Here is a 23,806-nt window from a genome sequence, read left to right as displayed (position 1 = left end):
GAGCCAGCCAGTTATTATAAAGGGTCAAAGGTTAGAATCCGAAACCACTTGTAACATTCGCCGAGCACTGCGTTTAGACGTGCTCAGAACTTCATGACACAACTCACCCCCACCATCTTCAAAGCCTACGACATCCGCGGCATCGTCGGAAAAACCGTCGATGCCGACACCGCACGCCTGATCGGCCGCGCTTTCGGCTCGGGAGCACGCGCGAAGGGCGAATCCGCCGTGGTGGTCGGGCGCGACGGCCGTCTGTCGGGCCCTGATCTCCTGGCAGCTCTGGCCGACGGCCTGCGCGCCAGCGGCGTCGATGTGATCGATCTGGGGCTCGTGGCCACACCGATGGTCTACTTCGGCACGAACATCGAGCTGGCTGGCCGCCGCGCCACATCGGGCGTGATGGTCACCGGCAGCCACAACCCGCCGGACTACAACGGTTTCAAGATGGTGTTGGCTGGCCAGGCCATCTACGGCGACCAGATCCAGGCGCTGCGCACGCGCATCGAACAAGGCGATTTCACCGAAGGCGCCGGCGACTACGTCCAGGTGGATATCCGCCAGCAGTACATCGACCGCATCGTTTCGGACGTGAAGCTTGCCCGCCCGATGAAGATTGCCGTGGATTGCGGCAATGGCGTGGCAGGCGCCTTTGCGCCGGCGCTGTTCCGTGCAATGGGCTGCGACGTGACGGAGCTCTTCTGCGAGGTGGACGGCCACTTCCCGAATCACCATCCGGATCCCGCTCACGTTGAAAATCTGCAGGACCTGATCCACGCCCTGCAGACGACGGATTGCGAACTGGGCCTCGCCTTCGACGGCGATGGCGACCGCCTGGGCGTGGTCACGAAAGACGGCCAAGTCATCTTCCCCGACCGCCAGTTGATGCTGTTCGCGCAGGAAGTGCTCTCGCGCAACCCGGGCGGCGAGATCATCTTCGACGTGAAGTGCACGGGCAAGCTGGCCCCGTTCATTCGCGAGCATGGCGGCAAGGCCACGATGTGGAAGACCGGCCATTCGCTGGTCAAGGCCAAGCTGAAGGAAACCGGCGCACCGCTGGCCGGCGAGATGAGCGGCCACATCTTCTTCAAGGATCGCTGGTACGGTTTTGACGATGGCTTGTACACGGGCGCCCGCCTGCTCGAGATCGTCTCGCGCCTGGCGGATCCGAGCGCCACGCTCAACGCGCTGCCGAATTCGCACTGCACGCCCGAGCTGCAGTTGAAGTGCGCGGAGGGCGAACCCTTCGCGCTGCTCGACAAGATCAAGGCCAACGCCAGATTCGAGGGCGCCAAGGAAGTCATCCGCATCGATGGTGTGCGTGTGGAATACGAAGACGGTTTCGGTCTGGCGCGGCCATCCAACACGACGCCGGTGGTCGTGATGCGCTTTGAAGCCGACAACGATGCCGCGATGGCGCGCATCCAGGCCCAGTTCCGTCGCGCGATCCTGGCCGAAAAGCCGGACGCGAATCTGCCGTTCTGATCGCAGGGTTCGCATTCATGACGTTGGGGGAAAGGATGCCGGCATGCATGTGCTGATCGTCAAGGTGTCATCGCTTGGCGATGTGGTGCACTGCACGCCGGTTGTGGCGGATATTCTGCGAGCCCATCCGGATGCCGAGATCGACTGGGTGGTCGAAGAGGGCTTTGCCGGCATCGTGCGCATCGTGCGTGGCGTGCATCAGGTGATTCCGTTTGCGTTACGGCGCTGGCGCAAGTCACTGGCCTCCGGCGAAACGTGGCGCGAGATGGCGGCTTTCCGCCGAGCGCTGCGAGCCAAGCCATATGACGCCGTGCTCGACACGCAGGGCCTGATCAAGACGGCGCTGATTGCCGCACAGGCCAAACTGACACCAAGCGGCTTCGTCGCTGGGCTGGGCAACCGCACGGAGGGGGCGGGCTACGAGCCCATCGCAAAGCTGTTCTACCAGCGCAAGGTGGTGATGGAACAGCGCGTTCACGTGGTCGAGCGATCGCGCCGCATGGTGGCCGAGGCACTCGGCTACGCCGTCCCGGATACGATCGACTTCGGCCTGCAGCCGCCCGCCGAATTACCGTTCTCGCTGCCGCGCCCGTACGTTGCGCTCGTCCACGCGACCTCGCGTGCCGACAAGGGTTGGCCCCAGGCAGCGTGGGTCGATGTCGCGCGCGCGTTGTTGGTGCGCGGCTACGCGATCGTCTTGCCGTGGGGCAGCGAAGCGGAACGCCGCACCAGCGAGGCGATCCGCGAAGCGATCGTCGCTGCGGTGCCGGGCACGGTCGGGCGCGTGGTCATCCCGCCGCGCATGTCGCTGCCGCAAGTGACAGCCTTCCTCGATCAGGCCGCAGCCGTCGTCGGCGTGGATACCGGCCTCGTGCACATCGCCGCCGCGCTGTGCAAACCGACGGTGGCGCTTTACAACTTCACCACGTCGTGGCGAACAGGCGGTTACTGGACCCCGAACGTGCACGATCTTGGCAGTGCCGAGGCCCATCCAACCAGCGCCCAGGCGCTCGACGCGCTGCGCGCATTGGGTGTGCTGTGATGCTGCGTGTCCTGTATCGCTGGCTGTGGCGCATTGCGTTGCCCTTCGCGCTGTTGCGCCTGTGGTGGCGCGGCCGTAAGGAACCCGGCTATCGCAAGCATGTCGGCGAGCGACTCGGCTTCTATCCGCCACGGGTCAATCCAGACCGCCCGCTGTTGTGGGTGCATGCGGTGTCCGTCGGCGAGACGCGTGCCGCGCAGCCGCTCATCGATGCGCTGCTTGCGCGCTTCCCGCACCACGCCGTTCTGCTCACGCACATGACGCCGACCGGTCGGCGCACCGGGGCCGAATTCGCGGCACAGCGCAACGGCCGCGTCATCCAGGCGTATCTGCCGTACGACCTGCCTAGCGCGGTCGATCGATTCCTGCGCCATTTCCAGCCGCGGCTCGGCTTGTTGATGGAAACCGAAATCTGGCCCGTGCTGATTGAGCGCGCCTCTGCCGCAGGTGTGCCGATGGTCCTGGTCAACGGACGCCTGTCGGCACGCAGCCATCGGCGCACGGCAAAGCTCGGCGAGGCAGCGCGCGAGACCTACGCGCAGCTATCCGCCGTCCTGGCGCAGACGCCGGACGATGCCGATCGCTATCGCTCGCTGGGTGTACCGCGCGTGCGCGTGACCGGTAACCTGAAGTTCGACATCACGCCGCACGTCGACCAGATCATGGCTGGCCGCGTGTTGCGTGACGCGCTGGGCGGACGCGCCGCGTGGGTTGCCGCCAGCACCCGTGAGGGGGAAGAGTCGCTGTTGCTCGACGCCTGGCAGGCCCATCGGGCGCGGCACGTTGGTCGTCGGCATCCCTTGTTGATCCTGGTTCCGCGGCACCCGCAGCGCTTTGACGAGGCAGCCCAACTCGCGGAGCGTGCAGGCCTGCGCGTGGTTCGCCGCAGTGCGTTGACCGTGTCCGGTGCCGGCGTGGCGAATGGTGTGGGGCTGGCGGATGCGGATGTGCTCCTCGGTGATTCGATGGGCGAGATGCCGCTGTATTACGCCGCCGCCGAAGCCGCCTTCATTGGCGGAAGCCTCTTGCCACTGGGTGGGCAGAACCTGATCGAGGCATGTGCGGTCGGAACCCCCGTCGTCATCGGTCCGCACACCTTCAATTTTGCGCAAGCCACGCGTGATGCGGTCGCTGCCGGCGCCTGCGTGCAGGTGCAGGATGCGAGCGAGGTGATGCGCGTGATCGATACGTGGCTCTACGATGCCGATGCGCGCGACGCTGCCTCGCGCGCCGCGTTGGCATTTGCCGCCACGCACGGTGGCGCCACCGCGCGTACCGTGGAGGCCGTGGCATCACTGGTGCTGCCGACGCTCTGACCCGGTTGCTCCATCCGGAACGGAAGGTGCGAACTCATTGCGCGAGGAGCAGACTAACGGCTCTTCGTGCAGTTTGTATCTTGTTATTCTTTACGATCCGCTCATGTCTCAATCGAATCGTTCCAAGTCGACCTTGCTGCAGACGCCGCGCCGCGTGGTGTTGGCGGCGGCCGCCCTGGCCGCAGTGACAGCGGCTACCATCATCGGTGCCGGTTGCATGACGCCGGCTGTTTCGTCCCACCCCGTACCAGCAGCAACCGCCTCTGGCGCTGGAGTGGCGTCGGCCCCGGTTGCGCAATCGGCCTCAACGCCTGAAACCAAGCCGGTGCCCGCCAATAGCGCGCCCAATCCCGGCCAGGCGACGCTGAGCCAGGCCCAGGGTGAAGGCCGATCGCGCTTCGTGCTGGTGCGCTGGCAGGAACCGGGCGCCGCGCCCAAAGAGTTGCCGTCGGCCGAAGGCGACGGTGCGGACCCAGCAGCACAGCCGATCGCGATTGACTTCAGTGCCGGGCTCGAGGCGGCCAACGGCGTGGCGTCTGGCTATGCGGGCTGCAATCGGTTTACCGGGCCGTACGAAAAAATCGCCTCAGGCATGCGTTTCGGCAATCTGGTCACCACGCGCATGGCCTGCGATCCGGCACGCATGGAACTGGAGTCGGCCTTTCTGGAGGCGCTCAAATCACCGCTGGCGACCGTAGGTCTGCAGCCGTCGCCGTCCGGCGCGCACGGCCGCCAGGTCATCTGGAAGACGGCGAGCGGCGCGCTGCTGCAATTTGCTGAGCGGCCGCTGCCGCCGCCGCAGCACGGTCAAACGCCCTGATTACCGCTTTGCTGCTCGAACAGGCGCGGGCGGCAGGGCCGTGATATCGCTGGAACCATTCGCGGTGAGCAGCGTGTTCACTTGAATGACGTCGGCCTCGGAGAGCGAGCCGGCGGCGGATTTCAGCCGCAGCCCGTTGAGGATGGTGTCATAGCGCGCGCGAGCCAGATCGCGCCTGGCCTGGAACAGTTGGGCCTGCGCATTCAGCACATCGGTGCCGATGCGCACGCCCACGCCGTAGGCGAGCTGATTGGAATCGTATGCGGTGCGCGCCGACAGCTCGGCCGCTTCCAGCGCCTTGACCTGTGCCAACCCCGCGATCACGCCGATGTACGCTTGACGGGCGCCTTGCTCGGCGGCGCGGCGGACGGTTTCGAGATCGCTCGCCGCCTTGGTTTCCAGCGCAATGTTCTCGCGCACGCGTGACTGGATCGCGCCGCCCGCGAAGAGCGGGATCGACACCTGCACGCCAATCTGCGAGCTGTCGAATCGCGCGCCGCCCGGCAGCGACGGAATGTACTGGTTGCCGCTCGCGTTCGTGTGGCCTGTCTGCGCGACCAGATCCACCGAGGGCAGGTGGCCCGCTTTGGCCTTCTTGACATCATGTTCAGCGCTCTGCAGGTTGTACTGCGCCAAGGCCACCTGCAGGTTGCTGTTGCGCGCCTGGTCGACCCACGGCTCGGCGCTTGCGGGTTCCGGTTGCGGCAGCGCCGCGCCCGCGCGTACGCTCGCCAGCGTGCCCACGGGCTGGCCAATGATCTGTTTCAGCGCAGATTGTTTGACCTCGAGATCGCTGCGTGCGGCGATGACACTTGCTTCGATCGCATCGCGACGAGCCTGCGCGTCATTGGCGTCGGTGATGTTGGCGTTGCCGACGTCGAAGTTGCGGCGCGCCTGCTCGTACTGCTGCTGGATGGCGTCACGCTGGGCCGTGGCGAGCTGCAGCGTGTCCTGCGCGTTGAGCACGTCGAAGTAGGCCTGCGCCGTCCGCGTGATGAGGTCGAGTTGCGCCTGCGTGAGCGATGCCTCGGCGGCCTGCGCGGCAATCTCGCCTTGCTTGTATGTTTCCCACCGGTCCCAGCGGAACAACGGCTGCGAGAGCGACAGCGTCCAGCCGGTCGACGAGAACGTCTTGTTGAAGTCAATCGGCGCGTTCTGGTCGAAAATGACGCGCGTCGAGCTCCACGCGCCGCCAATCTGCGGCAGCAATCCGGCGCGGCCCTGCGTGAGCTTCTCGCGCTGCGCAAGGGATTGCGCGCGGGCCGACGCGAACTGCGGGTCGTTGGCCAGCGCGGCGCGGTAGGCGGAGAGAAGATCGGTAGCGGCTGGCACACCAGGTGACTGGGCCTGGGCCCATGCGAACACCGGCACGATCGACCAGCACAGCACAAAAAGCGAACCGCGCACAGCCATGCGTGCGCGGCTACGGCAAGCAACAGTCATAAAGCCCCCGAACGAGGAAAACGTCGGAAGGCGGCGCGGGCGCGTCAGAGCCTGTCCATGACCCGCAGACCGCCGGTACTGGACAGGATTTCGCCCGGCGGCGGCTTCCCCAATCAGTACGTCGCCATCTGCGGGTCCACCTGGTTGGCCCAGGCGTGGACGCCGCCCTGCAGGTTGTACACGCGGGCAGCGTCAAAGCCCGCACGCGTGATCAGAAACTGCGCAACCTGCGCGCTGCGCCCGCCGTGATGACAGATGCAGACGATGTCTTGGTCAGCATTGAGCTCGCCGGCGCGCTGTGGAATCTGGTCCATCGGGATATGCGTGATCCCGGGCAGGGCGCAGATTTCCAGCTCCTCCGTCCAGCGCACGTCGAGCAGGACGGGCTTCGCGCGCGATGCGTCGGCGAGCCATTGGGCGAGGGCGGTAGGAGCGAGCTGTTGCATGATGTTTGGGGAAGAGCCGGGTGGGTCAGAAGCGGAAGTGCGACGGTGCGGGAATGCCCACCAGCGGGGTCACGTACGTCTCGAACAGGTTGCGCGTCTGGTATTCGGTGTTGGAGAGGCGCGTGATGAGCTGCGCTTCCATGACGGGTGCGGTGCCGACGAAGATCGACAGTCGGCCGCCCACCTTGAGCTGCTTGAGCAGCGTTTCCGGCACGGCCGGCACCGAGCCCGACACGCAGATCACGTCATACAGGCCGTCGCCCCAGCCTTGGGCGCCGCTGGCTTCCACCACGTTGACATTGGTCACGCCGTTGCGCGAGAGGTTGTCGCGGGCAAAGGCGACCAGCTCCGGCACGATGTCCAGCGTGGTGACCTGGCGGCCCCGGTGGGCCAGCAGAGCCGCCATGTAGCCAGAGCCCGCGCCGATTTCCAGCACGTCCTCGTGCTTGCGCACGGCCAGTTCCTGCAGCACGCGGGCTTCCACGCGCGGGGCCAGCATGTTCTGGCCGCCGGCCAGCGGGATTTCCATGTCGACGAAGGCCAGCGCACGGTAGGCCTCGGGGACGTAGTGTTCGCGCTTGACGACGCTGAGCAGGTCGAGCACGTCGGTATCGAGCACGTCCCACGGACGGATTTGCTGCTCGATCATGTTGAACCGGGATTTTTCGATGTCCATGGGCATGCCTTCCACGCGGTGCGAATGATGCAAATGAGGGTTTGACGACAAACCCGGCATTTTAGCAAGTCTGGAGGACATTCCGGCAGAGGACGTCATCACGTGGTGCCCGCTTCCGTATCGGGGAGGGTGCGCCAGGGCTTGGCGCTCAACGGCGGGGGCGGCGGAATGACCGCGCCGGCCACCGGATTCCGGAGCATGCCATGCAGCAGCAGCGACACCACATGCCGGATGAAAGCCTTGGGTTCCAACGCCCGGTGCGAGCACGGGCCGAACGAATGCTTCCACATCGTCAGGAAGATCATCGGCGCGACCATGGCCAGGGTGGTCAGGTCGATGTCGGTTTCGCGGAAGTCACCGCGCGCCACGCCGCGCTCCAGGATGCGTGCGAACAGGCGATCGCAGCGCTCGATGACTTCTTCGTGGTAGTACTGCGCGAGATCCGGGAAGTTGCCCGACTCGGCCATCAGGAGCTTGGTCAGGCCCGAGGCCGGCGATTCGCCGATCAGCTCCCACCAGCCCATCAGGATCTCGTGCAGGAGCGCTTCGCTGGTGCCGTCGAAGCTATCGATCAAGGCCTCGCCCTCGGCCAGCGCAGGCAGCAGGTTTTCCTGCACCACGGCCTTGAACAGCTCTTCCTTGTTGGCGAAATACAGATAGACCGTACCCTTGGAGACGCCGGCAGCCGAGGCCACGTCTTCCAGCCGCGTGGCCGCGTAGCCGCGTGCCACGAACAGGTTCAGCGCGGCGGCGACCAGTTCTTGCGGACGGGCCTCCTTACGGCGGGTCCAGCGTTTAGCGGAAGACTCGGAATCTCGATCGGTCACGGCGGCAACTGCGGCAGGAGTGTTGGCCAGCGCGTTCTGTCACTGACCCACAGATAACTTACTTTCGGGTCATTAATGTACGCATGCGGCGATCATGGGTCAAGCGGCATCGGAACGGGCAATCGGACCAGGCCTTGAATGTGCTGGTGCACAATAGCGGTTTTCCCCGCGATTTCGTCGAGTGTCACGCGCATGGATTGCCGACCCCACTGCGGCGCGTGCTGTATCGCGCCCTCCATTTCCAGCCCCATTCCTGGTATGCCCGGTGGCAAGCCTGCCGGCGTGCGCTGCGCGCAACTGGATGCCGCCAACCGGTGCCGCATCTTTGGCAGCGCAGAGCGGCCGGCGGTGTGCGGCAGCCTGCGGCCTGAACCCGATATGTGCGGTGCGTCGGCTGCGCATGCCATGACATTTCTCACCCGTCTCGAAATCGCCACCGCGGCGCAATGACTGCCATGACTGACCTCTCGACGCCCGCTGTTCGTTCAAACCGCACCTGGTGGTGGGCAGGTGCAATCGCGGTTGCCGTGGCGATTGCCGCCGTCCTGGTCGCCTGCATGCCAACCGGCTGGACGGGTGATGGCTACACGTTTTCGCGCGGTCAGATGCAGGACGCGCTGGCGCAAAAATTCCCATTCCAGCGGCGCTTCCTCGGTTTCTTCGATGTCACGCTGACGAATCCGCACATTGCGCTCGACCCGGCGCGCAACCGCATCGCCATCCAGGCCGATGCGCAGGTGGAAAGCGGCCTGTTCCGCCAGCCGCTGACTGGGCCGCTGGCCGTCTCCAGTGGACTGCACTACGACGCGCCGACCCATTCCATCCGCCTGGATCAGCCCAGCGTCGACCGCTTCGATCTGCAGAACGTACCGGGCGGTGTGGGCCCGCAGATCAGCGCAATCGGCTCATTGATCGCCGGCCAGTTGCTCAATGACTACGCCGTCTATACCTTCAAGCCCGAGCAGTTGAAAGTGGCTGGCATTGCCGTTGAGCCCGGTACAATCACGGTTTTGCCCGACGGCGTGCACGTTCAGGCCAAGCGGCCTTGATCGTTTCCGCACGCCCAGCGCTTCGTTTTTTTCTACCTGTTTGCTCACTGCATGGACATCGCACTCGCCATCAAAGCGCTGATTCTCGGCATCGTCGAAGGCCTCACTGAGTTTCTTCCCATCTCCAGCACGGGCCACCTGATCCTCGCGGGCCAATTGCTCGATTTCAATGACGAGAAGGGCAAGATCTTCGAGATCGTGATCCAGTTCGGCGCCATCCTGGCCGTGTGCTGGGAATTCCGCCACAAGATCGTCGAAGTGGTGAAGGGTCTGCCCAACGATCCGCGTCAACAGCGCTTCGCCATCAACGTGATCGTGGCGACGATTCCCGCGATTACGCTTGCGCTGATCTTCGGCAAGGCGATCAAGGCGCACCTGTTCAACCCGATCGTGGTGGCGTCGGCGTTCATCATTGGTGGCTTCGTGATCCTGTGGGCCGAATGGCGCGAGCGCCATCGCGGCGAGACGCACGACCCGCGCGCCAATGCGCTGCTCGAGGCCGCCAAGGCTGGCGCGCCGCGCATTGAAACGCTGGACGACCTGCGGATTTCCGATGCCATCAAGGTGGGCTTCGCGCAGTGCTTCGCGCTGATCCCGGGGACGTCGCGATCAGGCTCGACCATCATCGGCGGTCTGCTGTTCGGCCTGTCGCGCACGGTTGCGACGGAGTTTTCGTTCTTCCTGGCGATTCCCGTGATCTTCGGGGCCACGGTCTACGAGCTCTACAAGTCGCGTGCGCTGCTGTCGGCGGATGACCTGTCGATCTTCGCGGTGGGCTTCGTGGCTGCGTTCATCTCGGCGTTCTTCTGCGTGCGCTGGCTGCTGAAGTTCATCGCCACGCATGATTTCCGCGGCTTTGCGTGGTACCGGATCATCTTCGGCATCATCGTTCTCGTCACCGCCTACACGCACCTCATCGCCTGGCAGGCCTGAGCGGGCAACGGCATTTCCCTACCTCGGCGCGGGCTTTCGCGCCATCTGCACGATCGGGCGGATTCGGACACACTGGCGGTTTCTTTTGCCAGCTGCCAACAGCCGAATCCCCTGATCATGAGTGCACTCTTCCAGCCCTTCTCCCTGCGCGGTCTCACTCTTGAGAACCGCATCGTCATCTCGCCGATGTGCCAGTACTCGGCCGACCATGGCCAGGCAACTGCGTGGCATCACACCCACCTGGGCGGCTTGTCGCTCTCCGGCGCGGGGCTTCTGATGATCGAGGCGACGGCCATATCGCCTGAGGGCCGCATTACCAATGGCTGCCTGGGTTTGTGGGATGATGCGACGGAAGCGGCCCTGGCTCGCACGCTGTCCGCCGTCCGCCAGAACGCCCTGGTGCCGATCGGCATGCAGATCGCACATGCGGGCCGCAAGGCCTCGAGCGCGCGTCCGTGGGAGGGTGGGGCGCTGTTGCCGCTCGACGCAGGCGGCTGGGAGACCATGGCGCCATCGGCACTGCCGCAGCGCCCCGAGGAACGTGCCCCGCGTGAGATGACCGACGCGGACCTCGCCCGGGTGCGCGATCAGTTTGTCGCCACCGCGCGCCGCGCCGTGCGCCTGGGCATGGCCGCCATCGAACTGCACTGCGCGCATGGCTATCTGCTGCACGAATTCCTCTCGCCAATCGCCAACCAGCGTACGGATGCTTACGGTGGCGCGCTCGAGAACCGGATGCGCTATCCGCTGGAGATCTTTGAGGCTGTGCGCGCCGTCGTGCCGGACAACATTCCGGTGGGTGTGCGGGTGTCGGCGACCGACTGGGTCGAGGGCGGCTGGACCCCTGAAGCGTCGGTCGTGTTTGCTCAGGCGCTGCGCGCGCGGGGTTGCGACTGGATCGATGCGTCGTCAGGCGGCGTATCGCCTCTGCAGCAGATTCCCCTGTCGACGGGCTATCAGGTGCCGTTTGCGGAGAAGATTCGTCGCGAAGCGGAGATTCCGTCCATCGCCGTCGGTCTGATCAACGAGGCGCACGAGGCCGAGGCCATTGTGGCGGAAGGCCGGGCAGACCTCGTGGCAATCGGCCGCGCATTCCTTTACAACCCGCACTGGGCGTGGGCGGCGGCCGCTGAACTGGGCGCCACCGTGAAGGCGCCGCCGCAATATTGGCGCGCCTTCCCGCGTCACGCCAAGAACCTGTTTGGCGACACGCAGTTCGGCGCGCGGTGATGCGCGCCGGGGGCGTGGTCAGCCGCGCTTGCGGAACACCACGTCCCAGACGCCGTGTCCGAGGCGCAGGCCGCGCTTCTCGAACTTGGTGATGGGCCGATAGTCAGGGCGGGGCGCAAAGCCCTCGGCGGTGTTCTCCAACAGCGGCTCGGCGCAGAGCACGTCCAGCATCTGGTGCGCGTATTCTTCCCAGTCCGTCGCGCAATGCAGATAGCCGCCGGGCTTCAGGTGCGTCGCCAGGCGCGCCACGAACGGGCCCTGGATGAGGCGCCGCTTGTTGTGGCGCTTCTTGTGCCACGGGTCAGGGAAGAACACGTGGATCCCGTCGAGCGTGCCTTCCGGAATCATCTGCGCCAGAACTTCCACGGCATCGTGGGAAACGATGCGGATATTGCCGATCTGACGTTCGCCGATCAGCTTGAGCAACGCGCCCACGCCAGGCTCGTGCACTTCCACGCCCAGGAAATCATCTTCCTGGCGCAGTTGCGCAATATGCGCGGTCGTCTCGCCCATGCCGAAGCCGATCTCGAAGATGCGCCTGGCGCCAGGGCGGCCGAAGGCGGATTCCCAATCAAGCGGTGCAGCCGTGAACGGCAGCAGGAAGCGCGGGCCGAGCTCGTCGATCGCGCGCTGCTGCCCGGTGGACGTTCGGCCGGCGCGGCGCACGAACGAGCGGATGCGGCGCGGATGGCCAACTTCCGCGCCGGTTTCCGCGCCGTCCGCGGCGTGGGCGTCCTGTGATGCCGGCGTGGCGTTCTCGGGGCCGGTACCCGGCAGTTCGGTGGGCTGCATGAAGATCCCGTGCCGTGCGCCCGTCGATGGAGCGAGGAGGCAACAAAAAAGCCGCCGAGGGCGGCTTTAGACGATTGGGTGGAGCGGGCGATGGGAATCGAACCCACGGCTCTAGCTTGGGAAGCTAGGGTATTACCATTATACGACGCCCGCGTAGCCCGTCATTTTATGCGGGTTGGCCGCCATTGGGCAAGCCGGGATGACGGCTGTCGCGGTTGAATGTGCTATTCCAGACACTCCGGGCGGCCTGACGCTGGGCTGGGCGGTGTATCTTCCGGCAAATTTGCGGTGGGCATCGCTTACGCCGCGACCACCTTGTTCTTGCCGGCGCGCTTGGCGCGATACATGCCGCGATCGGCGCGGTGGATCGCGGCCATCGGCGCTTCGTCCTTGCCAAGCTCAGCCACGCCGGCAGAGAACGTAATGAAGAGCCGCGTATCGCCCGCCATGAAAAAGCGCTGGGTCAGCGCGCGTTGCAGCCGGACGATCGTTTGCACGCCTTCCTGCAGGTGCGTATCGGGCATCAGGATCACGAACTCCTCGCCACCAAAGCGAGCGAGCGTGTCTTGAGGCCGCATGGATTCGCGTGCAACCTCGGCGAGGTGCGAAAGCGCGTCGTCGCCGGTGCTGTGCCCGTGCGTGTCGTTGATCGACTTGAAGTTGTCGATGTCGAGGAAGGCGATGGACAGCGCGGTGCTCTGGCGTGCCGCGCGGGCGACTTCCTGCTCCAACGCTTCCTCCAGGCCCTTGCGGTTGAGCACGCCCGTCAGCAGGTCATGCCGTGCCGAGGCCGACGCCATGTCGAGTGCCTTGCGAAGCGTCGCCACCTCGTTGGCCGCTTCTTCTGCCCGTTTCTTCATCGCCGAGAGCTCGTCGCGATTGCGAGCCGATTCCTGCGACATCCAACGCGTGGCCGACAGTGCATCCTGGATGGCTGGCGCGATTTCGGAGAGTGTCTTGGCAGATTCGATCCGCCTCGCGCAGGCTTCCATCTGGCGGTGGTGTTCGCCAGAAATTTCAGCGGCAGCAGACAGGCGCTCCATGAAGGCGGCCAGGAGTCGCTTCATTTCCTCCTGGGCCTCCATCGACTTCGTCTTCAGAGAGCCTTGCTTGTGGATCACCTCTTTGAGCCGCCGGCGCAGGTCTTCAAGCCGGCGCAGGCTCACGGCACCGTCACTCACCTTCATCAGGGCGTCGATCTGGCCGCGCAGCCAGCGGTCGTCGAGTGACAGTTCGGCGATGTTTTCGAAGACCAGCTGAAGCAGCCCGAGCAGCGATTTACGGATCTCGTGCTGGTCTTCTGCGGCGAGAGCCAGCCAATGGTTGAACGTCGACAGCCTGGCGGTGAGACTCGCGAGGCTTTCCGTTTCTGAGCGGCAGGCCGCGATCAGTGCGCGGGCAGCGGGCCCGATGGTGGCGTCATCTTCGCCGAGCGCGGGCAAGGTGCATTCGATGGTGCGCGCGAGTTGTTCGCGCAGTTCGCGCAAGAGCGCCACCCGCACGGAACCTTCATGGGTGTCGCCTTCGGCAGCGCCGCATGCGCAGGCATGCTTGACGTGGTCCTGCGCCTGGCGCAGTGCGCCGAACAGCTTGTCCCACTTGCCCTCGTGGATCCATTGGCTGAGCCGTCGTGCTTCTTGCCGCTCCAGAACGAGCGTTCCAGAGAAGCTGGCGTTGAAAGCATCCTGGGCGCTTTCATTGGGTTTGCTCCCGGCGATCTCGTGGTAGATCGCCGCGAAGTTGTCGGGTGTCGGCGCGAGTTTGCGCGAGGCGAGTAGCCGCAGAGCATGTCGCGCGGTTTCGGAGGGATTGGTCTCAGGCATACCTGACGTAGGGTGGCGGGCAGGAGTGGAGCGCGATTCTGCGCCCTTCTGGCTGCGCCGCAAAGTCGTTCAAGGGTAGGTGTTGACGAAGCGCAGCGTCGATACGGCCCGTCTTGTTTCGTGACGAGGCAAGCATTGGCCTGCATTGCGGCATCAGGCTTGTAACCAGCCGCGCGCCCATGCCAATAGCGGGCATTGTGTAAGCCGGTCGGCCTGCTTCACTGAATGGGGTCACGGGCCGCGCGCCCGGAGCCGTCTGCATGCCTAGCGGCGATGCGCCATCACTTGCATGGCCGCGTCGACAAAGCGGGCGGCAGCGCGTTCGCCGGCAACCGGTTCGGCCGCCTCGGCGCAGGCGGCAATCACGTCGCTCAGCGATTGGGCATCTTCCCGGCACGCTCGGAGTAACGGCATGGCTGCCCCAGCGGCAGCGCCGAAGTGTTGCTGCGCCAACCGCATCAGCTCGACCTTGGTCACATTGGGCAGAACGTCGGCCAGTTCGGATGCAACGGGAGCCTGCGTGATCGGTGAAGGGTCCGGCGGCGCCAGCAGCGCCTCGTTGGAGGCTGGCACGTCGGCAGGCGCTGCGACGGTCTGCAGCCCGAGCGTCATGCCGGCCAAGGGCGGCAATTCGTCGTAGATGGCCGACATGGCGCGCTGATCGGTGTCATCGCCGAACAACGGTCGGTTGAAGTGCGAGATGGGGTCGAACGAGTCGGTGGGCGATGGCGCTGGCGCGTCCGCAGGCACGTCTCGTGGCAGCACGTCCACCATGCCGGTCCGTTGCAGCCCGGCCAGCAAGTCGTCCAGGTCGGGCCAGTCGCGGAGCAATTGATGCAATTGCCCGACCGTGCGGGCGCCGTCGATGAGGATGAGCAAATGGCGCTGGCGCACCTGCATGTCATGGCGGCGCGCGGCCAACGCTTCGCGGCCGTCCTCCGTCTTGATCAGGACGCTCGTCGTTGCAAGCATGGTGACTCCCCGTATGAAGCAGCAAGCCCGGCATCTTGTGTGCCGGTGCACGCTGTACGTTAGTCAGCCTGTCTGTGCCATGCCATCGTACGATTGGTGGAGACCGTGGAGCCGCAGTCGATCGATCGGTTTAGCTCCGCCAGGATTCCAGTGCTGGCGCGGGTTCGCGCGATGCGCTCGTCTGCGGGGCGAGCGTACGCGCGTAGTTCACATACCACGCCAGCACGTCCGGATTGGCCATCGCGTCCGGGTTGGCGATGCGCTCGACCGGTGCGCCAAGCAGCAGTTTCTTGATCGGCACCTCCATTTTCTTGCCCGAGAGCGTGCGCGGCACGCCGGGCGCCTGCACAACCACGTTGGGCACATGCCGGGCCGATAGCCCTGCCTTGATGCGCGCGTTGATCGTGCCGCGCAGTGTGTCGTCGAGCGTGGCGCCTTCGCGCAGCACGACGAACAGCGGCATGAACGATTCCCGGCCGAGAAATTCCAGATCGACGACGAGGCTGTCGAGCACTTCGGGCAGGTCTTCCACCACGCGGTACAGCTCCGCCGTGCCCATGCGGATGCCATGGCGGTTGATCGTGGCGTCCGACCGGCCGTAGATGATGGCGCCGCCGCGCGGGGTGATCTTGATCCAGTCGCCATGACGCCACTGGCCCGGGTACATGTCGAAGTAGCTGTCGCGGTAGCGGCTGCCATCGGTGTCGCCCCAGAAGAAGAGCGGCATCGATGGGATGGGTGCCGTGCAGACCAGTTCGCCCACTGCGTCGATAAGCGGCTGGCCGGCCTCGTCGAGCGCTTCCACGCGCGAACCGAGGTTGCGGCATTGCATCTCGCCCGCATAGACGGGCAGCGTGGCGACGCCGCCCACGAAGCAGCCGGCAAAGTCGGTGCCGCCGGAAATCGGGTTGAGCCAGACATCGGCCTTCACGTGGCGGTAGATCCAGTCATACGCCTCGGCTGAGAGCGGCGAACCGGTCGAGCCGACCGCGCGCAGTTTCGACAGGTCGAAATCGCGACCGGGCTCGATGCCGGCCTTCAGGCAATTGGCGAAGAACGCCGCCCCGGCGCCAAAGAACGTCACGCCCGCATCCTGCGCGAAGCGCCACAGCGTATTGAGATCGGGCGTGCCGGGATTGCCGTCGTAGATGGCGAGCGTGACGCCGCCAAGCAGGCCGCTCGCCTGCGAATTCCACATGACCCAGCCGGTGCTGCTGTACCAGTGGTAGACGTCGTCGGGGCCCAGGTCGAGATGCAGCGCGCCCATCATCGTCTGCACCAGCAGCAGGCCGCCGTGGCCGTGCACGATGGGCTTGGGCATGCCGGTGGTGCCGGACGAATAGAGAATCCACAGCGGGTGGTCGGCCGCGACCGGTGTGATGACGAGCGGCACGTCGTTGGCCGTCAGGTCGCGCCAGTCACGGGCCTGCGGGAAGCGTGCGCGGTTGATCTCGCCCAGCAACTGCGGCACGAGGACGAGGTGTTCGACCGAGGGCAGCGCGGCAACCATCTCCGCGACCACGTCGGTGCGGTCGAATGCGCGACCGCCGTAGTGATAGCCGTCCACCGCGATCAGCACCTTGGGCTCGATCTGTCGGAAGCGGTCCGCGACGGCCACCTGGCCCATATCAGGCGCGCAGACTGACCAGACGGCCCCCACGCTGGCCGTGGCGAGAAACGCGACGATGGCATCCGGCGTATTCGAGAGATACGCGGCAACACGGTCGCCCGGCTCCACGCCCATCTTGCGCAGTGCATCGGCCAGCGAGGCAACCCGGCGGCGCAGTTCGCGCCACGATAGGTCGGCCAGCGGCTTGGTCTCGCTGGCGTAGCGGATGGCGGTGCGGTCGGGGTTGCCGCCTTCCTCCACATGGCGCATGACCTGATCGACGTAATTGAGCTTTGCGCCAACCAGCCATTGCGCGCCGGGCATGGTGCGGTCGCCCAGCATCCGCGTGAAGGGCGTCGAGGCGCGCAGGTCGAGATAATCCCAGACGGACGTCCAGAACGCCTCCAGCTCGGTGGTGGACCATTCCCACAGTTGCGCGTAGCCCTCGGGCGTGGTGGCCGAGAAGCGCAGGTCGCGTTCGCGCGCGAGCCAGTCGAGGTAGTGGGTCAGGCGCGAGCGCGCGATGAAATCCGCCGATGGCGTCCACAACAGGGCGCCTTCCTGGATGGTGCTCATGTGTCTCCTCCGCCGGTCAGGCAAGGGGGAAGGCCGCCCGCTCTATCGATGTGGCAGGTCGGCCGGTAGGGGATGACGGTTCAGATGCCGCCCATGCACAGATACTTGAGTTCGAGGTACTCGTCGATGCCGTAGACCGAACCTTCGCGGCCCAGCCCCGATTGCTTGATGCCGCCAAACGGTGCCACCTCGTTCGAGATCAGCCCCGTGTTGATGCCGACCATGCCGTATTCGAGCTGCTCGGCCACGCGCCAGATGCGGCCGATGTCGCGGCTGAAGAAGTACGAGGCCAGGCCAAATTCTGTGTCGTTGGCCAGGCGTACGACTTCCGCCTCGTCCTGGAACTTGAAGATGGCGGAGACGGGGCCGAAGGTTTCTTCGCGCGCGATCAGCATGTCGGGCGTGGCATCGGCCAGCACCGTGGGCTCGACGAAACGCTGCGAGCCGAAGCCCTGCATCAGCTTGCCGCCGGCGGTCAGGCGCGCGCCTTTCTGCGTCGCGTCTTCAATGTGGCGCTGCACTTTCTCCACGGCCTGGTTGTCGATCAGCGGGCCTTGCACCACGCCAGATTCGAAACCGTTGCCAACCTTGATGCCGCGCACCTTGGCCGAGAGCTTCTCGACAAACGCGTCGTACACCGAGGCGTGCACGTAGAAGCGGTTCGTACACACGCAGGTCTGGCCCGCGTTGCGATATTTCGACTGCACTGCGCCTTCCACGGCGGCATCGATGTCGGCGTCGTCGAACACGATGAACGGCGCATGGCCGCCCAGCTCAAGCGCTACCTTCTTCACCGTCGGCGAGCACTGCTGCATCAGGATGCGGCCCACCGGCGTCGAGCCCGTGAACGACAGATGCCGCACGATCGGCGATTCGCACAGGGCCTTGCCGATGGCGATCGAGCGATCCGCATCACCCGTCACGACGTTGACGACGCCCTTCGGAATGCCCGCGCGGTGCGCCAGTTCGGCCATCGCCAGCGCGGACAGCGGCGTCTGTTCGGCCGGCTTGATGACGATGGTGCAGCCTGCCGCCATGGCTGGCGCCACCTTGCGGGTGATCATCGCCAGCGGGAAGTTCCACGGCGTGATGGACGCGCACACGCCCACCGGCTGCTTGAGCACGACCATGCGCTTGTCGCGCCAGGTGCTGGCCATCACGTCGCCGGAGACGCGCTTGGCCTCTTCGGCAAACCATTCGATGAACGACGCGCCATAGACGATCTCGCCCCTGGCTTCGGCCAGCGGCTTGCCTTGTTCGGCGGTCATCAGCGCGGCGAGGTCGTCGGCATTGGCGATCAGCAGGTCGAACCAGCGGCGCATCAGGCCGGCGCGCTCCTTGCCTGTCAGCTCGCGCCACGCCGGCCACGCCGCATTGGCCGCGTCGATGGCGCGCAGCGTTTCTGCGTGGCCGAGGTTCGCCACATCGGCCAGGTGGGTATTCGTGGCGGGGTCGTAGACGGGGAAGGTCGTGCCGTCTGCTGCGTCGGTCCATGCGCCGTCCACGTAGGACTGCGTTTTGACGAGCGTGCGGTCTTTGATGCGCTCCAGTGTGTTGGAGGCGGTGCGGGAAGAATCGAGTGCTTCGGCCATGGCGGTCTCCGAAAAGGAAGCAGGCAGACCGGAAGGCCTGCCTTTTAGATGCAGCAGTCGCTTAACTTGCTAAGAATAACCGAACGATCGTTCGCTCGCAGACTGGGCCGCCAGGCCTTGTGGTTATTGGAAGAGCGTGTCCCACATGGTGTCGACCTTGGCTTTGACCGCCGCGTCCATGACGATGGGCTGGCCCCACTCACGGGTGGTTTCGCCCGGCCATTTGTTGGTGGCGTCGATCCCCATCTTGGAGCCGAGGCCGGACACGGGCGACGCAAAGTCCAGATAGTCGATCGGCGTGTTCTCGACCATGACCGTGTCGCGCGCCGGGTCCACGCGGGTCGTGATCGCCCAGATCACTTCCTTCCAGTCGCGCAGATTCACATCGTCGTCCACCACCACGATGAACTTCGTATACATGAACTGCCGCAGGAAGCTCCACACGCCGAACATCACGCGTTTGGCGTGGCCGGCGTATTGCTTCTTCATGCTGACCAGCGCCATGCGGTAGCTGCAGCCCTCGGGCGGCAGATAGAAATCGGCGATCTCCGGAAACTGCTTCTGGAGCAGCGGCACGAACACTTCATTGAGCGCCACGCCGAGTACGGCGGGTTCATCGGGCGGCTTGCCCGTATACGTAGAGTGATAGATCGGGTCGCGGCGCATCGTGATGCGTTCGACCGTGAACACGGGGAACCAGTCCTGCTCGTTGTAATAACCGGTGTGATCCCCAAACGGGCCTTCGAGAGCGTGCTGATAGCCGCTCGGGTGCGTCGGGTCCGGCTGGATGTGGCCTTCGAGGACGATCTCCGCGCTCGCCGGCACCTGCAGTTGCGCCTGAGCGAGCGATGGCGTCAGGCACGCCGCCAGTTCGGTCCGGCTGCCGCGCAGCAGGCCGGCAAATTGATATTCCGAGAGGGTGTCCGGCACCGGCGTCACGGCGCCGAGAACCGTTGCCGGGTCGGCTCCCAATGCCACAGCGATCGGGAAGGGCTTGCCCGGATGGGCGATGGCGTGCTCGCGAAAGTCCAGTGCGCCGCCCCGATGGGCCAGCCAACGCATGATGAGTTGATTGCGGCTGATCACCTGCTGCCGGTAGATGCCCAGGTTCTGCCGCTTCTTGTGCGGCCCGCGAGTGATGACGAGGCCCCACGTCACCAGCGGCGCCGCATCACCCGGCCAGCACGTCTGCACAGGAATGCGCGCGAGGTCGACATCGTCGCCTTCCCACACGACTTCCTGGCACGCGGGCGATGACACCTTGCGCGGCGCCATATCCCACACGGCCTTGGCCATCGTCCAGAGCTTGCCGGCTTCGCGCAGACCACGCGGGGGCTCGGGCTCCTTCAGCGCGGAGAGCAGGCGGCCCACGTCGCGCAATTCGTCCAGCGAATCGGCACCCATGCCGAGTGCCACGCGGCGCGGTGTACCGAACACGTTGGCGAGCACGGGCATGTCGTACCGGTGTGCGCCATCGGCCGGGTGCTCGAACACCACTGCCGGGCCCTCGGCTCGCAGCAGGCGGTCGCAGACTTCGGTCATTTCCAGGCGCGGCGACACCGCTTGGTGCACGCGGCGAAGCTCGCCCAGGCGTTCCAACTGGGCGAGAAAGTCACGTAAGTCCCTGTATTGCATGGAGATTTTGTAACCAAAGGTAAGGGTGGGGCGCTAGCCGCGCGCCTCCCGGGTCAGCCAAATAACTGGCCAGCAGGTATTTTTTTGGCGTAGGCCAGGTCGCCGCGATTGTACGGGCAAAACTTCGCGGCACCCTGATGACAGAACGAACCGCGGGTCAGCCAGCCCCCACAACACGCATTTGTAATAACTTTTAGATATGAAAAACTATTTCTTTATGATTGACTTGGTATAACGCGCTTCCTACAATCCAATCCGATCTGGCAATTGTTGCAACGCAACAAGTTTTCGGCTAATGCCATCGCTCATATCTCTTCATTCGAGGAGCGACGCCAGAGCACTTCAGCATCGCTGCGGGATGTGGCCTCCCCAAGGACACACCCCGCATTTTTCTGGGCACTTGGGGAGTGCCCCCAACAGATGCCGGCTGACTGCAACAGCGCGGCATCCTTACTAAAAACCGTTGCGATTCGAAACGTACGGCGCCAGGCAGAAAAAAGGCGTCTACCGGATCTGCGCAGCGGACGGAGGTAAGTATGAACGGTTGGAAAACCCTTCATTCTTCCGGGATCGGATCGGCGCTGCAACGCCGGCTCGTCGCCCCGGTGGGCCGCCGCCTCGCGCGCGCAGGCCAAGTTGCGCTGCCTCGTAAGCTGCGCATGGAGTTGAACGCAGGGGGCGCCGCGGCGTCCCGCAATGAGTTGCATCCTGGCGTGCTGTTGGTCTTCCGCAGCGGGCATGTCGTGCTCAACAGCATTGGCGTGCTGGCTGTGGTGGCTGCGGTCGCCCTCTCGCTCAACGGTGAGTGGCGTGCCATGGTTGCCCAGCGTGTGCTGAACTTTGCGCCGGGTATTGGCGCCAATGCGGCGTCGGCCAACGCGTCACGTGCTGTGGCAGGTGGCGTGGAGCAGGTTGCCTTTGCGCCAACCGGACCGTCGGCTGGCACGGGCGCGGCACAGGCCGTGGCGCCTGCCCTGGCGCAGGGCGGTTCCGTTGCAGCGGCGGGCTGGGATACCCTATCCAAGGTTCCGTCGGTCGCTGAGCTCGCCGCGCAGATTCCTAACACGCAGATCGTGCGGGATGCGCGCGAGTCTGCGACGGCCGGCACCCCGCGCGAGCAGGCCGCCGTGGCCGAGTACATTGCCCGGAAGTATCGCGTGGCGGCCACGGCCACCGGCCAGCTGGTGAAGGCGGCCTATCAGACCGGCAAGGAAGTCGGCCTGGATCCGCTGCTCATCCTTGGCGTCATGGCGATCGAGTCGAGCTTCAACCCGTTCGCGGAAAGCGGCATGGGTGCGCAGGGCCTCATGCAGGTGATGACCAAGGTTCACCAGGACAAGTACGAGGTGATGGGCGGCGTGGGAGCGGCGCTCAACCCCTATGCGAATATCAAGGTCGGTGCGCTGGTGCTGAAGGATTGCATCGCCCGTGCGGGTTCGATCGAAGGCGGCCTGAAGTTGTATGTCGGGGCCGTTACACAGGGCGATGGTGGCTATGGCGGCAAGGTGCTGGCCGAGCGTTCACGCCTGCGCATGGTGGCGACGGGCCACAAATCGCCCGTGACGATGGCGTCCGAACGGGAGCCGGCCAAGCCGGTCGCCGCAGCAGCGCCCGTGACCCAGGCGGATGCAAAGACGCAAGCCGCCAAGCCGGCAGACAAAGCGCCGGTGACTGGGCAGCAGGAAGAGGCGCGCCTGGATAATGACAAGAGTGGCGCGGCGCATCAGGGCCAGGCTTGAAGGTTTTGCCCGGTTCGTTGCACGCAAGATAAGAAAAGCCGTCCTTCGGGACGGCTTTCTTGTTTGTGCCCTGACCTTGTCGGCTTCGCGTCTAGCGGGTGAACAGCTTGCCGAGCCGCGCGACAGCCTCTTCCAGGTGATCCATCGCGGTCGCGTAGGACAAGCGGATGTACTGGTGTGCGGTGTACGGACCAAAATCGAGACCCGGTACCAGCACGACGCCTGCATCATGCAGCATCGACTGGGTGAGCGCGTCGGCGTCGCTGGCGTGCGGATGATTCACGCCACGGCAATCCGCGTACACATAGAATGCGCCGTCCGGCTTGACCGGCACCTTGAAGCCTAGCGACTCCATCGCGGGGACGATGTAATCGCGACGGCGGCGGAACTCGGCCTTGCGGTCTTCATAAATGGCCAGCGCTTCCGGCTCGAAACAGGCGAGCGCCGCATGCTGCGCGACAGCCGAGGCGCAGATGAACAGGCTCTGCGCAACCTTCTCGAATTCCGGCACCAGCTCAGCCGGCGCCACCAGCCAGCCGAGGCGCCAGCCGGTCATGTTGAAATACTTCGAGAAGCTATTGATCGTGACGACGTCGTCGCCGAACGTCAGCGCGGAGACCGGCGCCTGGTCGTACGACAATCCCTGGTAGATCTCGTCGACGATGGTAAAACCGCCTCGCATGCGCACCGTCTGCACGATGCGCCGAAGCTCGTCGGCCACGATCGATGTGCCCGTCGGATTGGACGGGGAGGCCAGCAGCACGCCCTGCGTGCGCTCGCCCCAGTTGGATTCGACCTGCGCCGCGGTCAACTGGAAGCGCTCTTCCGGCCCGGAAGGCACCAACTTCGCGGTGCCGTCGAAAGCGGCCACGAAGTGACGGTTGCAGGGGTAGCTCGGATCGGGCATCAGCACTTCGCCGCCGATTTCCACCAGCACTGCGCACGCGAGCAACAGCGCTGCCGATGCGCCAGCCGTGACAATGATGCGCTCAGGTGCGACGTCGAGGCCGTAGGTGGTCTGGTAGTAGCGGGCGATCGCCTCCCGCAGAGGGCGGATACCCAGCGCACCGGTGTATTGGGTCACGCCTCGCCGCATGGCGTCGGCTGCGGCTCGCACGACCGGTTCGGCGGCGGTGAAGTCGGGCTCGCCGATGCCCATGTGGATGATGCTTCGTCCGGCCTGCTCCAGCGCACGGGCCTGTTTGGCCAGCTCCATCACGTGAAAAGCGCGGATATTGGCCAGTCGAGCGGCTGTGTGCAGGCGGTGGGCGTCCATCGTGGGGCGAAGCAAAGGGTCAAGCGAAGAGCAAAGCGCCAGGGTTACCGGCGGGCGGCAACCTCGACAGCGCGCACCTGGGCGGCCAGCTTGTCCAGCACGCCGTTCACATACTTGTAGCCCTCGACGCCGCCGAAGGTCTTGGCCAGTTCCACGGCCTCGTTGATCACGACCTTGTATGGGATATCGATGCAGTGCACCAGTTCGTACGCTCCGACCAGCAAGGCGGCGCGCTCGACCGGAGACAGCTCGGCCACCGGGCGGTCCAGGTAGGGCGTAAAGGCTTCGGTTAGCGTGGCTTCTTCGCGAATGGCACCATGCAGCAGGGCGTCAAAGTGCGCGCGGTCGGCCTTGTTGAAGCCTTGGGCGTCATGCAGATGCGCCTCGACCACACCGGGATCGTTGCGGTTGAGCAGCCATTGATACAGGCCCTGCAGCGCCAGTTCGCGCGCACGGCGGCGCGCACTCTTGGCGGGCGCCTTGGGTTTGGCCTGGGAATTGTCTTGCGTCATGGGAAAAGCCTTTGCG

21 protein-coding genes and 1 tRNA gene are annotated in these 23,806 nt (G+C 65.1%); 9 read left to right on the top strand and 13 right to left on the bottom strand.

Annotated features, from left to right (window positions below):
* The first annotated feature begins 93 nt into the window (after positions 1 to 93).
* From R2N03_RS14995 to R2N03_RS14980, 4 genes are all read left to right on the top strand, one after another.
* Entirely contained in the window at positions 94 to 1,482 is a 1,389-nt protein-coding gene (locus R2N03_RS14995) for a phosphomannomutase/phosphoglucomutase (protein ID WP_316658378.1), read from the top strand.
* A 43-nt stretch (positions 1,483 to 1,525) separates the two neighbouring features.
* Entirely contained in the window at positions 1,526 to 2,524 is a 999-nt protein-coding gene (gene waaC / locus R2N03_RS14990; protein WP_316658377.1) for a lipopolysaccharide heptosyltransferase I, read from the top strand.
* Positions 2,524 to 3,840: a lipid IV(A) 3-deoxy-D-manno-octulosonic acid transferase gene (gene waaA, locus R2N03_RS14985; RefSeq protein ID WP_316658375.1), complete on the top strand. Its 1,317-nt coding sequence runs from the start codon at positions 2,524 to 2,526 to the stop codon at positions 3,838 to 3,840. The genes waaC and waaA overlap by 1 nt, the downstream gene beginning before the upstream one ends.
* 103 nt (positions 3,841 to 3,943) lie before the next feature.
* The gene (locus R2N03_RS14980) at positions 3,944 to 4,660 is read left to right on the top strand and encodes an META domain-containing protein (protein ID WP_316658604.1); all 717 of its coding nucleotides are present in this window, start codon (positions 3,944 to 3,946) and stop codon (positions 4,658 to 4,660) included.
* Here the strand turns inward: R2N03_RS14980 and R2N03_RS14975 are convergent, their stop codons facing one another.
* The 4 genes from R2N03_RS14975 to R2N03_RS14960 all read right to left on the bottom strand — a co-directional run bounded on the left by R2N03_RS14975 (position 4,661) and on the right by R2N03_RS14960 (position 8,052).
* The gene (locus R2N03_RS14975; RefSeq protein WP_316658374.1) at positions 4,661 to 6,073 is read right to left on the bottom strand and encodes a TolC family outer membrane protein; all 1,413 of its coding nucleotides are present in this window, start codon (positions 6,071 to 6,073) and stop codon (positions 4,661 to 4,663) included. It lies immediately after the preceding gene.
* Positions 6,074 to 6,216: 143 nt separating this feature from the next.
* Entirely contained in the window at positions 6,217 to 6,549 is a 333-nt protein-coding gene (locus tag R2N03_RS14970) for a rhodanese-like domain-containing protein (RefSeq protein ID WP_316658373.1), read from the bottom strand.
* 25 nt (positions 6,550 to 6,574) lie between these two features.
* A complete protein-coding gene (locus R2N03_RS14965; protein ID WP_316658372.1) occupies positions 6,575 to 7,225 on the bottom strand; it encodes a protein-L-isoaspartate O-methyltransferase family protein in 651 nt (216 codons plus the stop codon).
* Positions 7,226 to 7,323: 98 nt separating this feature from the next.
* Positions 7,324 to 8,052: a TetR/AcrR family transcriptional regulator gene (locus R2N03_RS14960; protein WP_316658370.1), complete on the bottom strand. Its 729-nt coding sequence runs from the start codon at positions 8,050 to 8,052 to the stop codon at positions 7,324 to 7,326.
* A gap of 192 nt (positions 8,053 to 8,244) precedes the next feature.
* Here R2N03_RS14960 and R2N03_RS14955 point away from each other — a divergent pair, with 192 nt between their 5' ends.
* The 4 genes from R2N03_RS14955 (at position 8,245) to R2N03_RS14940 (ending at position 11,264) form a co-directional block, all read left to right on the top strand.
* Positions 8,245 to 8,502, top strand: coding sequence for a YkgJ family cysteine cluster protein (locus tag R2N03_RS14955; RefSeq protein WP_316658369.1), 258 nt, complete (start codon positions 8,245 to 8,247; stop codon positions 8,500 to 8,502).
* 5 nt (positions 8,503 to 8,507) lie between these two features.
* The gene (locus R2N03_RS14950; protein WP_316658368.1) at positions 8,508 to 9,101 is read left to right on the top strand and encodes a DUF1439 domain-containing protein; all 594 of its coding nucleotides are present in this window, start codon (positions 8,508 to 8,510) and stop codon (positions 9,099 to 9,101) included.
* 51 nt (positions 9,102 to 9,152) lie between these two features.
* The gene (locus R2N03_RS14945) at positions 9,153 to 10,034 is read left to right on the top strand and encodes an undecaprenyl-diphosphate phosphatase (RefSeq protein WP_316658367.1); all 882 of its coding nucleotides are present in this window, start codon (positions 9,153 to 9,155) and stop codon (positions 10,032 to 10,034) included.
* A 117-nt stretch (positions 10,035 to 10,151) separates the two neighbouring features.
* Positions 10,152 to 11,264, top strand: coding sequence for an NADH:flavin oxidoreductase/NADH oxidase (locus R2N03_RS14940; protein ID WP_316658366.1), 1,113 nt, complete (start codon positions 10,152 to 10,154; stop codon positions 11,262 to 11,264).
* Positions 11,265 to 11,282: 18 nt separating this feature from the next.
* Here R2N03_RS14940 and trmB read toward each other — a convergent pair whose 3' ends face one another.
* The 7 genes from trmB to ubiD form a co-directional block, all read right to left on the bottom strand.
* Positions 11,283 to 12,056 carry a tRNA (guanosine(46)-N7)-methyltransferase TrmB gene (gene trmB, locus R2N03_RS14935; protein ID WP_316658364.1) on the bottom strand — a complete coding sequence of 258 codons (774 nt, stop codon included), beginning with the start codon at positions 12,054 to 12,056 and terminating at the stop codon, positions 11,283 to 11,285.
* Positions 12,057 to 12,135: 79 nt separating this feature from the next.
* Positions 12,136 to 12,209, bottom strand: a tRNA-Gly gene (locus R2N03_RS14930).
* A 146-nt stretch (positions 12,210 to 12,355) separates the two neighbouring features.
* Positions 12,356 to 13,879 carry a GGDEF domain-containing protein gene (locus tag R2N03_RS14925; protein WP_316658363.1) on the bottom strand — a complete coding sequence of 508 codons (1,524 nt, stop codon included), beginning with the start codon at positions 13,877 to 13,879 and terminating at the stop codon, positions 12,356 to 12,358.
* A gap of 264 nt (positions 13,880 to 14,143) precedes the next feature.
* On the bottom strand, positions 14,144 to 14,851 hold the full coding sequence (locus R2N03_RS14920; protein ID WP_316658361.1) for a hypothetical protein: 708 nt from the start codon (positions 14,849 to 14,851) through the stop codon (positions 14,144 to 14,146).
* A gap of 130 nt (positions 14,852 to 14,981) precedes the next feature.
* Positions 14,982 to 17,036, bottom strand: a complete 2,055-nt coding sequence (locus tag R2N03_RS14915; protein WP_316658359.1) for an acetoacetate--CoA ligase — start codon at positions 17,034 to 17,036, stop codon at positions 14,982 to 14,984.
* An 80-nt stretch (positions 17,037 to 17,116) separates the two neighbouring features.
* Positions 17,117 to 18,628 (bottom strand): NAD-dependent succinate-semialdehyde dehydrogenase, encoded by a 1,512-nt coding sequence (locus tag R2N03_RS14910; RefSeq protein ID WP_316658358.1) that lies wholly within the window; start codon positions 18,626 to 18,628, stop codon positions 17,117 to 17,119.
* 123 nt (positions 18,629 to 18,751) lie between these two features.
* A complete protein-coding gene (gene ubiD, locus R2N03_RS14905; protein WP_316658357.1) occupies positions 18,752 to 20,263 on the bottom strand; it encodes a 4-hydroxy-3-polyprenylbenzoate decarboxylase in 1,512 nt (503 codons plus the stop codon).
* 536 nt (positions 20,264 to 20,799) lie between these two features.
* Here ubiD and R2N03_RS14900 point away from each other — a divergent pair.
* Entirely contained in the window at positions 20,800 to 22,002 is a 1,203-nt protein-coding gene (locus R2N03_RS14900) for a lytic transglycosylase domain-containing protein (RefSeq protein WP_316658355.1), read from the top strand.
* 91 nt (positions 22,003 to 22,093) lie between these two features.
* On the opposite strand, the gene R2N03_RS14895 is transcribed toward R2N03_RS14900, so the two are convergent.
* Positions 22,094 to 23,278: a pyridoxal phosphate-dependent aminotransferase gene (locus R2N03_RS14895; RefSeq protein WP_316658353.1), complete on the bottom strand. Its 1,185-nt coding sequence runs from the start codon at positions 23,276 to 23,278 to the stop codon at positions 22,094 to 22,096.
* 44 nt (positions 23,279 to 23,322) lie between these two features.
* Complete coding sequence (nusB, locus tag R2N03_RS14890; RefSeq protein ID WP_316658351.1) at positions 23,323 to 23,790, bottom strand: transcription antitermination factor NusB; 468 nt, start codon at positions 23,788 to 23,790, stop codon at positions 23,323 to 23,325.
* Positions 23,791 to 23,806: the final 16 nt, after the last annotated feature.

It is taken from the genome of Ralstonia condita (assembly GCF_958405655.1).
Lineage (GTDB): Bacteria > Pseudomonadota > Gammaproteobacteria > Burkholderiales > Burkholderiaceae > Ralstonia > Ralstonia condita.
This window is presented reverse-complemented; position numbering and strand designations above follow the sequence as displayed.

Excerpts from the sequence above, each read along its gene's own strand:
- R2N03_RS14995 (WP_316658378.1), top strand. The coding sequence starts at position 94 with ATGACACAACTCACCCCCACCATCTTCAAAGCCTACGACATCCGCGGC.
- waaC (WP_316658377.1), top strand. The coding sequence starts at position 1,526 with ATGCATGTGCTGATCGTCAAGGTGTCATCGCTTGGCGATGTGGTGCAC.
- waaA (WP_316658375.1), top strand. The coding sequence starts at position 2,524 with ATGCTGCGTGTCCTGTATCGCTGGCTGTGGCGCATTGCGTTGCCCTTC.
- R2N03_RS14980 (WP_316658604.1), top strand. The coding sequence starts at position 3,944 with ATGTCTCAATCGAATCGTTCCAAGTCGACCTTGCTGCAGACGCCGCGC.
- R2N03_RS14975 (WP_316658374.1), bottom strand. The coding sequence starts at position 6,073 with ATGGCTGTGCGCGGTTCGCTTTTTGTGCTGTGCTGGTCGATCGTGCCG.
- R2N03_RS14970 (WP_316658373.1), bottom strand. The coding sequence starts at position 6,549 with ATGCAACAGCTCGCTCCTACCGCCCTCGCCCAATGGCTCGCCGACGCA.
- R2N03_RS14965 (WP_316658372.1), bottom strand. The coding sequence starts at position 7,225 with ATGGACATCGAAAAATCCCGGTTCAACATGATCGAGCAGCAAATCCGT.
- R2N03_RS14955 (WP_316658369.1), top strand. The coding sequence starts at position 8,245 with ATGGATTGCCGACCCCACTGCGGCGCGTGCTGTATCGCGCCCTCCATT.
- R2N03_RS14950 (WP_316658368.1), top strand. The coding sequence starts at position 8,508 with ATGACTGACCTCTCGACGCCCGCTGTTCGTTCAAACCGCACCTGGTGG.
- R2N03_RS14945 (WP_316658367.1), top strand. The coding sequence starts at position 9,153 with ATGGACATCGCACTCGCCATCAAAGCGCTGATTCTCGGCATCGTCGAA.
- R2N03_RS14940 (WP_316658366.1), top strand. The coding sequence starts at position 10,152 with ATGAGTGCACTCTTCCAGCCCTTCTCCCTGCGCGGTCTCACTCTTGAG.
- trmB (WP_316658364.1), bottom strand. The coding sequence starts at position 12,056 with ATGCAGCCCACCGAACTGCCGGGTACCGGCCCCGAGAACGCCACGCCG.
- R2N03_RS14925 (WP_316658363.1), bottom strand. The coding sequence starts at position 13,879 with ATGCCTGAGACCAATCCCTCCGAAACCGCGCGACATGCTCTGCGGCTA.
- R2N03_RS14920 (WP_316658361.1), bottom strand. The coding sequence starts at position 14,851 with ATGCTTGCAACGACGAGCGTCCTGATCAAGACGGAGGACGGCCGCGAA.
- R2N03_RS14915 (WP_316658359.1), bottom strand. The coding sequence starts at position 17,036 with ATGAGCACCATCCAGGAAGGCGCCCTGTTGTGGACGCCATCGGCGGAT.
- R2N03_RS14910 (WP_316658358.1), bottom strand. The coding sequence starts at position 18,628 with ATGGCCGAAGCACTCGATTCTTCCCGCACCGCCTCCAACACACTGGAG.
- ubiD (WP_316658357.1), bottom strand. The coding sequence starts at position 20,263 with ATGCAATACAGGGACTTACGTGACTTTCTCGCCCAGTTGGAACGCCTG.
- R2N03_RS14900 (WP_316658355.1), top strand. The coding sequence starts at position 20,800 with ATGAACGGTTGGAAAACCCTTCATTCTTCCGGGATCGGATCGGCGCTG.
- R2N03_RS14895 (WP_316658353.1), bottom strand. The coding sequence starts at position 23,278 with ATGGACGCCCACCGCCTGCACACAGCCGCTCGACTGGCCAATATCCGC.
- nusB (WP_316658351.1), bottom strand. The coding sequence starts at position 23,790 with ATGACGCAAGACAATTCCCAGGCCAAACCCAAGGCGCCCGCCAAGAGT.